Genomic DNA, 12,968 nt, shown 5'->3' with positions numbered 1-12,968 from the left:
GATGGGACGATGATACGCACGGTAACATTATACGTTAACAAGTGTTATATCACCTTGTCCAAGGCGTTATTTTCTGTCCAATAACGTCGTTCTTAATAATGTCGGTTTCAATCACATCGCTCTTTGCTGGCTAGCGCAGTGGCTAAAACGCAAAACGCCGACCGCGGCGCACACCGCGGCCGGCGCTGGATCAATCGATCAGTTATCCAGCCACTGAGCGACGACGTCCTGGTTCTCTTCGACCCATTTATGGGCGTTCTCGGCGGGATCGCTACCCTCTTCCTGGTTCATTAGCATGACTTCACCCATTTGGTCGGGCGTCCACTCGAAGGCATCTAAAATGGCGTAGGCATCGGGCATATCGTCTTCCAGGCCGTTACGCACCACGGTATGGATCTGCTCGGCACCGCCATAGGCGTTTTCCGGATCTTCGAGGTACTTCAGATCCCAACGCGCAAACATCCAGTGCGGTGTCCAGCTAGTGATGACGATGTCTTCCTCGTTGGTGATGGCGTTACTCAGTGCCGCCACCATGGTGGCATCGCTGCCGCTGCGCAGGCGCAGGTCGAGGTCATAGGTATCCACGGCCTCTTCGGTCAAGGCCATGAGGCCCGCACCGGGGTCGATACCGATGATCTCGTTGTTGAAGCGATCGGCGTTGTCGTTGAGCTCGGCGATCGAGTCGACGTCAGTATAGGCGGGCACCACCAGGCCAAGTTTGGTGCCGTCGAGGTTGGGGCCGAGGTCTTCGACCTGATCACCGATGCGCTCCATGTAGTCGGCGTGCGTCGTGGGCAGCCAAGCCGCGACGATGGCATCGGCATCGCCGCTGGCCAGGGCCTGGAACATGGCTGCCGCCGAAAGCGAGGTGAGCTCAACGTTGTAACCTGCCTGCTCGAGTACGGCGGCCACGACGTTGGTGGACGCCACTTCGGAGGACCACTCGACGTAGGCAAGCTTGATGGTGTCCTGCTCTTGGGCTTGAGCGAGGCTACCGGTGGCAAGGCCTGCGCCGGCAATCAGGCCAAGTGAGGCGAGGCGGATATGCTGAGTCAAGTTGATACGTTTCATTCACTAGCTCCCTGGTTGGAATAGGAAATTAACTTTCGTTTGCTTTATGAGCCGCGCTCTAAGCGTGGTTGGCGTTGACTAAGGGCGCAAGCCGCTGCGTCAACGCAGCTGTCGTCAGCGCGATTTGCGCAGCGACTGGGTCAGACGGTCGAGCAGCATGGCAAGAATCACCACGGCGATCCCGGCCTCGAAGCCATCGCCCGGGCGCAGACGCTGAATGGCCCGCCAAACTTCGCTACCCAGCCCTTCGGCGCCGATCATGGCGGCGATTACCACCATGGAGAGTGCCAGCATGATGGTTTGGTTGATACCAGCCATTACCGTGGGGAGCGACAGCGGCAACTGCACCTTGACCAGCTTTTGCGTACGGGTGGCGCCATAGGCGTCCGCGGCTTCGATCAAGTCGCCGGGTACTTGGCGAATGCCCAAAATGGTGAAACGAATGGCGGGCGGCATCGAGAAGATCACCGTCGCGAAGATGGCCGAGACGGCACCGATACCGAAGAAAGGGATCGCCGGGATGAGGTAGACGAAGGCAGGCATGGTCTGCATAAAATCGAGCACCGGCATGACTAGGCGATAAAGTCGCTCGGAGAGTGCTGCTGCGATACCCACGGGAAGCGCAATGACCACGGCAACCAAGGTGGCGATCACCACCAGCGTTAGCGTTTCGACCATGGGCGTCCAGAGTCCTAGATTCCAGATCAACGCGAGCCCAGCCATTGCGCCAATCGCCAGTCGAACACCCGAAAGCCGCCAGCAGGCAAGCGCCATCAAGGCCATTAGCGCCCACTCGGGGAGCCACAGAAGGGCATCGTTGAGGTGGTCGATATTGGCCTGGGTGAAACTTGCGATCTGACGGGTTACGCCGGAGTATTCGCTGGTTAGCCACTGAAGCCCGCTCTCGATCCAGTGGCCGAGCGGAATGCGCATGATGTCCATTATTCGTCTCCTGCTCGTGCCAATTCGTCGAGTACTGCGCCTTTGACCACCACGCCGACTAGGCGCTTCTGGTCATCGACCACGGCAATGGGGAAGCTCTTTTCGCTGAACATGGCAAACAAGTTATGCAGCGGCTCCTCCGGCCCTACCTGACGGAAGTCCTGGGTGAGGTAGTCGGTGATGTGCTCGGCTCCCTCGGTGATCGCTTGGCTAGCGCTTTCGGCTTCGAGTAGGCCCAGCAGCCGCTGGTCGCGGTCGAGCACGTAGATCGAATCCAGCGCATGGTCACGCATGCGGTGCAGCGCCGTACGCGGGCCATCGCTTGCCCGTGCGGTCGAGCGTACCGGGCGCATGGCGCTCTCAGCGGTAAGAATGCGTGCCTTATCGACGCCTTCGATGAAGCGGCGTACGTAATCATTGGCCGGCTGGGTGAGGATTTCCTCGGGCGTACCGATCTGCACCACTTCGCCATCCTTGAGCAGCACGATGCGATCACCGATGTTGAGTGCTTCGTCGAGGTCGTGGGTGATGAACACGGTGGTTTTCTGCATCTTATGCTGCAGCTGTAAAAGCTCCTGCTGCATGTCCTTACGGATCAGCGGGTCGAGGGCCGAGAACGCCTCATCCATCAGCAAGACGCTGGCGTCGTTGGCCAGCGCCCGCGCGAGGCCCACGCGCTGCTGCATACCGCCAGAAAGTTGGCGCGGGTAGGCGTCTTCCCAGCCCGCGAGACCTACCTGTTTTAGCGCGGTAAGCGCGGTTTCCCGACGCTTTGCTTTTTCCACGCCGCGCACCTCGAGGCCGAACTCGGTGTTCTGCACCACAGTGCGGTGGGGGAAGAGGGCGAAGTTCTGGAACACCATAGAGAAGTGACGTCGGCGGCAGGCAAGCAGTGCCTTCTCTCCCAACGAGGGAATGTTTTCGCCATCGATGACGATGTCGCCTTCGGTGGTCTCGATCAGTCGATTCAAACAGCGAATCAGTGTCGACTTACCCGAGCCAGAAAGCCCCATGATGACCAGAAGTTCGCCTTCATAGACATCGAAGGAGATATTGGAAAGCCCGAGGGTTTGCCCAGTTTTTTCCAATATTTCAGGGCGCTTGAGCCCTTGGTCGCGCAGTTCTAGCGCCCTTTTGGGGTGCTTGCCAAAGACCTTGCTAAGGCCACGCACCTTGATCTTGACCGAACGTGTTTCGTTCATCGGCATCGCCCTTGCAAAGAACAGGTTAAGGAGAATCGTGATTGTATAATAAAAACGCTATATTTTTTGGCATTAGTATTATTTCGCATTATACATAGGTCCAAGGTCTGTGTCACAACACCACACTTGACTGAAATCAAACGCTACATGTGTCATTTTTAACCCGCCTATGACCGCGACCCTAAGCTAATGTTGCGTCTTATTTTTTGTATTTAAGTTATTGTTTTTTTGTATTTTTTATTTGCTTTTATGCGAAATTGGCTCAGTTCGTGAATAGGTTGTTCAACCGTTCAGTTACGATGCAACGAAGAAATAGGTAATTGAGTAGGTAGTAATAGGTAAATAGTTGTCGTAAAAGAAAACGAGCTATGGGGAGACGAGCTATGGATAAGCTGAATCAGTCGAAGACCAAACGCCCAATGTGGATGACGCTGGCCATGGCGGCCACTGCCGCTAGCGCCTTGGCACTTGCAGGCTGCGGTGATGACGATACGCCCGAAACGCCAGCAGATCCGCCTGCGCAAAGTGAGCAGGGTATGACCAACGATGCGCCTGCCATGGATGCTACGCCTGCAGACGAACCTGCGGCACCGGCCAACGCCACTACTGGTGATCCGGGCCTCGACAGCCAAGCTCAGTCGACCCAAGAGCCCATGCAAGAACCGGCTCAAGAGCCTATGGGCGCCGATGCAGTAGGCGATGAAGACTCAAGTTTTGGCACGGGTACCGATCCGATGCCGGGTGAAGATACGTCGAACGATGATGCTGCCATGAGCGACGATGGCGCCACCGAAGATGACATGACCAATCAGGACGAAGAGCAACAGACGCAGTAAGCCTGCGCCTACCGAAGGGAATCGGTAGAGTGTCCAGGACGGATAAAACGAGTAAGAAAACACGGAGAACGCGTTAGCCCGGTCGACGCCGCATGGATTGCGAAATGACCGGGCAACCGAACTAGGTGTTATGAGATTAACGGTTATAGGTACTTGACCCAACCGATCAGGTCAAGCCACTGCTCCCTACGATGGTAAATCGAACCAGCTGTTCGTTCCCTGCGGCTGCTCCACACCGATTTACCATCCCCTTCACCCCCACGCCCGTGGGGGTTTTTTTATGCGTTGAAAACTGTTTTTAAAAGCTGCCTCCAAAAGCAGCCTGAGGCTTTGGCATCCCGCTTCCCAGCGTCTATCTTGTAAACGTCATTGGTCAAACAAGGAGAGTGACGATGCCTATGCAACAAGCGGGTAAAACTACGATGCGCAGCTGGCTACTGGCGACGAGCGTCGTGATGGGATTAGCGGTGCTTAGCGGCTGCGAGCAAGAAGTCGAGCCTACGCCTGAACCTGAAGCTCAAGAACCCATGGACCACGGCCCCATGGCCGATGAAGGCCAAGCGACCGAAGAGACCTTGAACGACGACCTATGATGCGGCAGGGCTTGCCGAGTCTATAGTAAACAGGCAGCCGCTGATTCGAGGGCTGCCTGTTTTGGCGCTCTTACTCTTCGTTCTCTTCCAGGCGGCGGTAAAGCGTACGCCTAGCGATGCCCAATACTTCAGCAGTACGGCGCTTGTTACCGCCAGTGGCTTCCAACACCTTGTGAATATAGCGCTTTTCCACCTCCTCCAGGCTCGGCCAGCGCGTTGGCGTGGGGGTAGGAAGTTGGCTGCCGGAAAGGATTTCGCCGGTAAGGGTGGGCGTCATCTGGCTTGCCTTATCCGGCGTTGCCTGCTCACGCAAACGCTCGGGCAGGTCCTGATGGCGTAGGGTGCCGTCTTCGCTCAAGGTCACCGCGCGCATCACCGCGTTTTCCAGCTCACGTACGTTGCCGGGATAGGTATAGTGCAGCAGGCAGTGCAGCGCATCGGGCTCGATATGCTCGATCTGCTTGCCTTGGGGTTCGCTATGCTTGTCGATAAGAGCAAATATGAGGTGTTCGATGTCGCTGCCGCGCTCACGCAGCGCCGGAATGCGCAGCGAGAAGGTCTCTAGGCGATAGAAGAGGTCGCTGCGAAAATTCTCCTGTTCGATCTCTTTTTCCAGGTTGCGATGGGTGGCAGCAATGATGCGCACATCCACCGGCTCTTCACGCTCACCGCCCACGGGGCGCACGGTTTTCTCCTGGAGAGCACGTAGTAGCTTGGCCTGCAAGTTGATCGGCATTTCACCTATCTCATCGAGAAACAGGCTGCCGCCCTGGGCGCTCTGAAAAAGCCCCTTGCGCGCCTCGTTGGCACCGGTAAAGGCACCTTTCACATGGCCGAAGAACTCGCTCTCCATGAGCTCGGAGGGGATGCTGGCGCAGTTGACTGGAACGAACGGAGCGTCATGGCGCGGGCTCTCCAGGTGTATAGCGCGCGCCAAGAGCTCTTTGCCGGTGCCGCTTTCGCCCAGAATGAGAATGGGCGCATCGCTTTTGGCCAAGCGCGAGGCGTTGTGGAAAAGCCCCTGCATGGCATCGCTTTTGCCCACGATACCGTGGAAGTGACTCAGCTCAGACGTTGGCGAGAGCGCTAAGCGCTGGCGCTCGAGCACGCGGAATACCGCTTCGCGAATGGCGTCGAGATCCAGCGGTTTGGTAAGAAAATCATCGGCGCCGAGTTTGAGCGCCTCGACCGCCTGGTCGATGGTGCCGAAGGCAGTGATCACGATGATGCCGACATCGCTACCCTCTTGGCGCAGCTGCTGAAGTAGCTGAATCCCAGTCATGCCGGGCAGTCGCACGTCGGTGATGATCAGTGACACCTGGGTGTGGCTCAACAGCGCAATGCCCTCTTCGGCGCTAGCCACGCCCTGGGTCTGATAGCCCGCATCCTGCAGCTCCTCTTCCAGAAGCTCGCGAATGGCGGGATCGTCTTCCACCACCAGGATGGGGAGTAGGGGGTCCTGTTGTGTCACAAAGCTAATCCTCACGCGGATGAATGTCGCTGGTAGGTAGGCTTATCTCGAAGCCTGCGCCTCCCAGGACACTGTCGAACACGCCGATCGTACCGCCGTGATCGTTGATGATGCGGTGTACCATGGACAGCCCCAGCCCGCTGCCCTGACCGACCGGCTTGGTAGTGAAAAAGGGATCGAAGACCTGCTGGTGATGGGTCTTGGCGATGCCGGGGCCGTCGTCTTCGACCCACAGGTGCAGCTCCTTGGCATCTTCGCTCTGCTCGGCGCGTAGACGAATCACGCTAACGTCGCCGGCTTGGGCGGCATTACGCATCAAGTTGGTCAGCACCTGAACGATCTGCTGACCGTTGGCCAAGAGCGTTGGCGAAGGTGTCGGGAGGTCGATCTCGAGGCGAATGTTGCGCGGTTCGAGCTCCTCTTCGACCAGTGCTCGGGCGTTCTCGATCAACAGATCCAGCGCTTGGCTATCCTTTTCGACATTGTGTTGGCGTCCAAGCTCCATGAGTTGACGCACGATCTTGACGATTCGTTCCACCTCGCCGCGAATTCGGCCCAGGCGCGCGCGCTCGTCGTCGCCGATGACGTTGCGTCGCGCCAAGCGCTGGGCTTGGCCGTTGATTACTGTGAGCGGTGCGCCGATCTCATGGGCGACACCGGCAGCCAACACGCCGAGCTCGGCAAGTTTCTTGGATTTGCGCAAGCGCTTCTCCAGCTCCATCTCACGGCGCTGGCGCACCTCGATATCGGTATCCTTCTCGGCCATGGCGTCGAGCATCTGGTTGAGCCCCGATGCCAGGCGTTTGTATTCGCGCGGGCCTTCGAGCGCGGCGCGCTGGCTGCGGTCGCCGTCTTCGACCAGCATCATGACGCGCAAAAGACGATTGAGCGGGCGCTCGATGAAGCGCCGAAAGCCCCACCAAATGCTGAACACGATGCCACCTGCGCCAATCACGAATACCAGCAGCGCCACTACGCTGATGAAGCCGGTGTAGTTCTCGATCCCGGTATTCAAGCGGTTGACCTGAAGCACGCCGCGCACGGTATTGTCGGGTGTGCGCAGGGGAATCAGCGCCGAGTAGTAGTTCCAGCCATCGTACTGACGATAGTTGCTGTAGAGATCGTCGCGCTCGATGACCTGCTGGATCTCCTCCTGGGTGAACAGATCCTTGCCGAGCCCCAAACCATAGACTTCGCGCCCGCGAGTATCGAACACGTAGGCGCCGTAGATGCGGTGAAAGGAGAAGGCAGACTGTAGCGCCTCCTCCAAGGGCGTGCCGCTATCACTGCTGATGGCGTAGCCCAAGGAGGTGCTCATTGCCCGAGTGATGATCTCCACCTCGGTTTGCAGCTTAGAGCGCACGTTGTCTTCCAATGACTTGATGGCCACCAAGCTGAACACCACCAATACGATGAACAGCGGAACGATGACGGTGAGAATGATGAGGTTGCGTAAGCGCATGATCCATCCGTGGTAAGCGAGAAAACCGCCGCTCAGTCGGCGGCGGCAAGACGATAGAGCGCGCCTTCTGCCGCGTCCGTTAGCAGGTAGATGGCGCCATCGGGGCCTTGGCGTACGTCGCGCACCCGGCCGATATCACCGTTCAAGATAACCTCCGTGTGGGTGATATTGCCCTCCTCGGGGCGCAGGCGCACGAGCTGTTCGCTGGCAAGCCCACCGGCAAGCAAGTCGCCCTGCCAGGCCTCGAGGTCTGATGCACTCTCACTGACCTCGGCAAGCCCAGAGGGGGCAAAGCGCCCCTCGAAGACGTAAGCGGCTTCTTCCATGCCATCGAGCGATCTAACCCCGATCGGCTCGTTGGTGGCGTAGTCGTTGCCCTGGCTGACCTCGGGCCAGCCGTAGTTGGCCCCGGGCGTAAGGGGGTTGAGTTCGTCGCCGCCGAGCGGGCCGTGCTGAGTGATCCAGGGAGTGCCGTCGTGGCGCACCGTCATGCCTTGCACGTTGCGATTACCCAGGGTGTAGATTTCATCCAGAGTATCGGGATCATCGACGAAGGGGTTGTCATCGGGTACGCCGCCGGTATCGGTCAGACGCAGGATCGAGCCGGCGTGATCGCCGCGGTCTTGCGCGCGGGCAGGTTCACTGCCGCGATCACCTACGCTCATCAAGAGCGTGCCGTCGGGCAAAAATGCCAAGCGCGAGCCGTAGTGGCGACCCGGTTGCGAGGCGCGATCCTGCTCGAACAGGTGCTCGACCTCAGTAATTTCTCCCTCATCCCAGCGCAGGCGCGACAGCGCCGCCCGGCTGCCATCGGCTTCTGGCTTGCTCCAGGTGAGGTAGAGCCAATCGTGCTCGCCGTCGCCAAATTGAGGGTGCAGAGCGAGATCGAGCAGCCCGCCCTGACCTTCGGTGCTCACCTCGAAGAGCCCTTCGATGGGCGTTACCGTGCCCTCGGCGTCGATGCTAAGAAGCCGCCCGCCGCGCTCGCTGACCAAATAGCCCCCGTCGGGTAGAAACGCCAAAGCCCAGGGGTGCGCCAACCCCTCGGCCACGCGCTCTAGCGAAAGCGTATGCTCTTCGGTGGCGATAGCCTCCTCGATCATCTCCGCATGAGCGGCGGTGGCGGCGAGTAGGGCGGTGGCGCCAACGCCAAAAAGGGCCGCGTTGAGTGCATAGGGTCCGATGAAGCGGGCGTGCGTGGCACGCGTGGACGTCGCGCGAGTAGGCATGGCAGATCTCCTCGGGTAGCTGGTAAACGCTTTCATTCTAGCAAGCTCCGCCCGCCCGTGGGCGGCGCGGGCGTTGGGTATCAACGCGGCATCAACCAAGCCAGCAGAGCGGGGAGATAAAAGAGCGCTAAAAACGTCGAGCAGAAGACCAGGCTCGCCACATAAGCGGGCTCACGCTGGGCGCGTTGGGCAAAAAGGTAGTTGAACACCGCCACCGGCATACACATCTGCAGTACCAGAATGCTCTGGGCAATGGGCGGAAGGCCGATCCACTCGGCGATGAGCCAAGCCGCTGCCGCTGCCAAGGGGATGCGCACGAGGCTAAAGCCCAGGCCCGATTTCAGGTTCTTGACCTGGATGTTGGCCAGCGAAACGCCGAGGGTAATCAGCATCAGCGGCACGGTGAAGCCCGACATTAGCTCGACGCTGTTGCCAAGCCAGAGGGGAAGGGCGGTATCGGTCAACAGCAGCGCCATGGCGATGCCAATGGCATAGACCGTCGGCGTCTTGATCAGCGCCATGAAGGGGTTGCCACGACTCGACAAAAGCGTACCCAGGGAGAACTGGAACAGCGATACCGTGACCATGATGGTGATGCCGTAGGTGAACCCTGCACTGCCAAAAGCGTAGAGCACCACCGGCAGGCCCATGTTGCCGGTATTGGGGTACATCATCGGGGCGATCAGCACCTTCCAGCTACGCCCAAGCAGCATCGCCACGCCAAAGGTCGCAACGCCCATAAGAAGAATGACCAGCGCCGTCGCCATCATGGTCAGGCCAAAGGTATGAGCATCGATCTCGGCGCCGGACAAAGATGCCAGGACCAGCGACGGGGTACCGATGTTGAAGACCAAGCGGGTAATGAAGTCGACGGGGTAGGGGTTGCCCAGGCGCACCCAGAAATAGCCGAGCCCAGCGCCCGCCAGTACGGGCGCCATCACGGCAAAGAGTTCAGCAAACATTGCAAATCCTTGGCGGCAGTGGCCAAGTATTGTCGTCAATCCGGCGCGCGGCTGGCAAGCGCTTGGCGCCGCGCGACTTCAGGGTGCCACCTTCCACTCCTCGGGAATACGCGCGCGCAGAAAATCGAGCAGTGCGCGTACGCGACGAGGTTGATGGCCGTAAGCGAACAGCAAGGTAATGGGTACGGCGGGAGGTGACCAGGCGGGCAAGCAGGGAATGAGCTCACCTGGATGATAGCGCTCGCGGCTTTCGACCAGCCAATGCGAAAGTACGCCAATACCTTGCCCCTTGGCGATGGCTTCCATCTGCAGTAGGGCGACATCGACGTGCAGGCGTGTACGCGGCGGGCGAAAGGTTTGGGTCGTGCCATCGGTATGGTGCAGCGGCAACTCGTGCTGGGCGGTGCCGAGCAAATCGACCCAGTCGTGCTGGTAGAGCTCGTCGGGGTGCTGGGGGAGGCCAGCACTATCACGGTAGCCGGGGCTGGCATAGAGACCAAAGCGTAGCTCGCCGACCGCTTCCTGGTGCAGCCCGCATTCGGTGGTGTCGCCCAGCCATAAATGCACGCAGTGGCTGTCGGGGGAGTGGGGCAGGGCATGCAGGGTTTGCAGGGTTAGCTCGACGTGAGAGTAGCGGCGCACGAAGTCGTTCATCACATCGCTGGCCCAGCTGCGCATCAGCGAATTGTGCACTTTGAGCGTGAGCTGACCGCTGATCTCCTCCTTCAACTCCGAGAGCGCCTCCTGGCTGGTCCTAGCCAGTTCGAGCAGCTCCAAGCAGTAGGTGTGGAACAAAAGCCCGGCTTCGGTGGGAATTAGCCGGTTGGCTTGGCGGCGCATGAGTGGTTGGTTGAGATGCACCTCCAACTGGCTGATACGGCGGCTTAGGGTCGATTTGGCTACGCCCATATCACGCGCACTTCGGGTAAGGCTGCCCGTTGCCATAACGTGAGCAAAAGCGTTGAGTTCGTCGAAATCGTACATGGAAACGGCACATCACTCCTGCTGGGTCTAAGAATACGTTGGTAAAGAATGCTGAGGTTCGAAAAAGCTAAAGCCAACCTGGGTAACGCATAGAGAATAAAAATAATTGATATTTAGGTTGCGGTTAATCGAACACACTGTAGCGCGCATTTGAGGAACTTTGAAGATAGCATGCCGATGCTACTAATTATCATTTAGACGATTGTCTCTCGCTAACGGCATTTCTCAATAGGTATTTTGCATGCGTGGTCGCTTCCAAAAAACTCTTCTCGTTACAGCTATTGCCTCCTTAGCTGCTTCTCATGCCTCAGCGCAAGAGGCGCAGGCAATGAACGATATCGTCGTTACCGCAGCGGGTTTCGAACAGCAGGTGACCGATGCGCCCGCCTCGATCAGCGTACTCACGCGAGAGGATATCGAGCGCGGCTACTACCGTAATATTACCGACGCCCTGCGTGACGTGCCTGGCGTTATCGTGACCGGAGGGGGCAGTGGAGACAACGGCTATGATATTTCCATTCGCGGAATGCCGGCGGATTACACTTTGATTCTGATCGATGGGCGCCCACAGAACTCGCGCCAGACGCGCCCCAACGGCAGCGCCGGTTTCGAGCAGGATTGGCTGCCACCGCTGCAGGCCATCGAGCGTATCGAAGTAGTTCGGGGGCCCATGTCGACGCTCTACGGCTCCAATGCCATTGGTGGCGTCATCAACGTCATTACCCGCCGAGTGGCCCAAGAGTGGCACGGTAACGTTCAGCTCGATACCACGCTGCAGCAGGATAGCGACTCAGGCGACAGCCGTCAGGCCAACTTCTATCTCAGCGGGCCGTTGATCGAAGACCAGTTGGGTCTGCAAGTCTACGGCCGCATGAGTCAGCGCGATGAGGACGATATCCTCAACGGCTACGAAGACAAGAGCGTGCAGAGCATCACCGGTCGTTTGACCTGGACGCCCACCGAGGCGCACGACATTGCGCTCGAAGCGGGTATCACCGAGCAGGAGCGGGAAGCGCACATGGGCCGCTCAGCGCCTTCGGAAGGCTGCCGGGGTGATTGTACCGACAGCTACGGCGAGTACATCAACCGTCATGTGGCACTGACTCACAACGGCCGCTTCGATATCGGCACCACCGAAACGTTCGTGCAGCGCGATACGAGTGAAAACCGCGCGCGGGATATCGAAATCGTCAACACCAATGCCAAGACCAGCCTGGTGATGCCGCTGGATGCGCACATGGTGACCGTCGGCGCGAGCTATCAACGTGAAGAGCTGAACGACTCGTCGACCAACACCATTTCTGATCGCACCAACATCACCCAGAGTCAGTGGGCGCTGTTCATCGAGGACGAGTGGTTCTTGACCGACACCTGGGCGCTCACTGGCGGCCTGCGCATGGACGACTCCGACCGCTACGGTACGCACGTAAGCCCGCGCCTCTACAGCGTCTGGGGCTTCATGCCCAACTGGACGCTCAAGGGCGGTGTCTCTACGGGTTACCGCTCGCCTTCGCTGCGCGAATCGGCACCCGACTGGGGCCAGGTCAGCCGCGGTGGCGACATTTACGGTAACGCGGATCTCAAACCTGAAACCTCGCTCAATAAGGAGCTGGCGCTGCTCTACACCGGCGATCGTATCAACGGCAGCCTGACCGTGTTCCACAACGACTTCGACGACAAGATCACCCGTATTGAGTGTCCTGTAGGCGTGTGTGCTGAAGGGGCCAACCAGTTTGGTGCCGATCCTACGTACTGGGTCAACGTCGATGAGGCGGTCACCCAAGGCGTCGAGGTGAGCTTGGGCGCTGATATCACCGAAAGCCTGAGTTTGAGCAGCAGCTATACCTTCACCGACTCCGAGCAGAAAAGCGGTGACTACGCTGGTCAGCCGTTGACCAAACTGCCGCGCCACCAGATTTCGGCGACGCTGGATTGGCAGGCTACACCCGAGCTCAACCAGTGGACGCGCGTTACCTACCGCGGTAAAGAGAGCCAGCCCACCGGTGGCCAATCCTCCAGCACGCTGGTCGCGCCGTCTTACACCTTCGTCGATGCCGGTATCGGTTACGCACTGAACGCCAATACCACGCTCAACGCGGGTATCTACAACCTTTTCGATGAAGACGTCACCTACGACGAGTACGGCTACGTCGAAGATGGCCGCCGCCTCTGGCTGGGCATCAACGTCGAGTTCTAAAATACAAAAGCCTCTAAAA

The 12,968-nt window shown here is 58.8% G+C and carries 11 protein-coding genes; 3 read left to right on the top strand and 8 right to left on the bottom strand.

Features of this window, described 5'->3' with window-relative positions; translation table 11 throughout:
- Window positions 1–198: 198 nt before the first annotated feature.
- From LLY24_RS10250 to LLY24_RS10240, 3 genes are all read right to left on the bottom strand, one after another.
- Entirely contained in the window at window positions 199–1,071 is an 873-nt protein-coding gene (locus LLY24_RS10250; RefSeq protein ID WP_259036193.1) for a glycine betaine ABC transporter substrate-binding protein, read from the bottom strand.
- 114 nt (window positions 1,072–1,185) lie between these two features.
- A complete protein-coding gene (locus LLY24_RS10245; RefSeq protein ID WP_259036192.1) occupies window positions 1,186–2,013 on the bottom strand; it encodes an ABC transporter permease in 828 nt (275 codons plus the stop codon).
- Complete coding sequence (locus LLY24_RS10240) at window positions 2,013–3,215, bottom strand: quaternary amine ABC transporter ATP-binding protein (RefSeq protein ID WP_259036191.1); 1,203 nt, start codon at window positions 3,213–3,215, stop codon at window positions 2,013–2,015. The genes LLY24_RS10245 and LLY24_RS10240 overlap by 1 nt, the downstream gene beginning before the upstream one ends.
- A 383-nt stretch (window positions 3,216–3,598) precedes the next feature.
- Here LLY24_RS10240 and LLY24_RS10235 point away from each other — a divergent pair, with 383 nt between their 5' ends.
- Window positions 3,599–4,051: a hypothetical protein gene (locus LLY24_RS10235; RefSeq protein WP_259036190.1), complete on the top strand. Its 453-nt coding sequence runs from the start codon at window positions 3,599–3,601 to the stop codon at window positions 4,049–4,051.
- 392 nt (window positions 4,052–4,443) lie between these two features.
- Window positions 4,444–4,644: a hypothetical protein gene (locus tag LLY24_RS10230; protein ID WP_259036189.1), complete on the top strand. Its 201-nt coding sequence runs from the start codon at window positions 4,444–4,446 to the stop codon at window positions 4,642–4,644.
- Between the two features lie 70 nt (window positions 4,645–4,714).
- Here LLY24_RS10230 and LLY24_RS10225 read toward each other — a convergent pair whose 3' ends face one another.
- The 5 genes from LLY24_RS10225 to LLY24_RS10205 form a co-directional block, all read right to left on the bottom strand.
- Window positions 4,715–6,115 (bottom strand): sigma-54-dependent transcriptional regulator, encoded by a 1,401-nt coding sequence (locus LLY24_RS10225; protein ID WP_259036188.1) that lies wholly within the window; start codon window positions 6,113–6,115, stop codon window positions 4,715–4,717.
- A 4-nt stretch (window positions 6,116–6,119) separates the two neighbouring features.
- Window positions 6,120–7,577 carry an ATP-binding protein gene (locus tag LLY24_RS10220; RefSeq protein ID WP_259036187.1) on the bottom strand — a complete coding sequence of 486 codons (1,458 nt, stop codon included), beginning with the start codon at window positions 7,575–7,577 and terminating at the stop codon, window positions 6,120–6,122.
- A 32-nt stretch (window positions 7,578–7,609) separates the two neighbouring features.
- Window positions 7,610–8,806 carry a PQQ-dependent sugar dehydrogenase gene (locus tag LLY24_RS10215; RefSeq protein ID WP_259036186.1) on the bottom strand — a complete coding sequence of 399 codons (1,197 nt, stop codon included), beginning with the start codon at window positions 8,804–8,806 and terminating at the stop codon, window positions 7,610–7,612.
- An 80-nt stretch (window positions 8,807–8,886) separates the two neighbouring features.
- The gene (locus tag LLY24_RS10210) at window positions 8,887–9,768 is read right to left on the bottom strand and encodes an AEC family transporter (protein WP_259036185.1); all 882 of its coding nucleotides are present in this window, start codon (window positions 9,766–9,768) and stop codon (window positions 8,887–8,889) included.
- A gap of 78 nt (window positions 9,769–9,846) precedes the next feature.
- The gene (locus tag LLY24_RS10205; RefSeq protein ID WP_259036184.1) at window positions 9,847–10,752 is read right to left on the bottom strand and encodes a LysR family transcriptional regulator; all 906 of its coding nucleotides are present in this window, start codon (window positions 10,750–10,752) and stop codon (window positions 9,847–9,849) included.
- Between the two features lie 241 nt (window positions 10,753–10,993).
- Between LLY24_RS10205 and LLY24_RS10200 the strand changes: the two genes are divergently transcribed.
- Complete coding sequence (locus tag LLY24_RS10200) at window positions 10,994–12,949, top strand: ligand-gated channel protein (RefSeq protein WP_259036183.1); 1,956 nt, start codon at window positions 10,994–10,996, stop codon at window positions 12,947–12,949.
- The last annotated feature ends 19 nt before the right edge of the window (window positions 12,950–12,968 follow it).

The organism is Halomonas dongshanensis, assembly GCF_024790395.1.
GTDB lineage: Bacteria > Pseudomonadota > Gammaproteobacteria > Pseudomonadales > Halomonadaceae > Vreelandella > Vreelandella dongshanensis.
The sequence above is the reverse complement of the archived record's forward strand: the minus strand, read 5'-3'. Positions and strand labels throughout refer to the sequence as shown.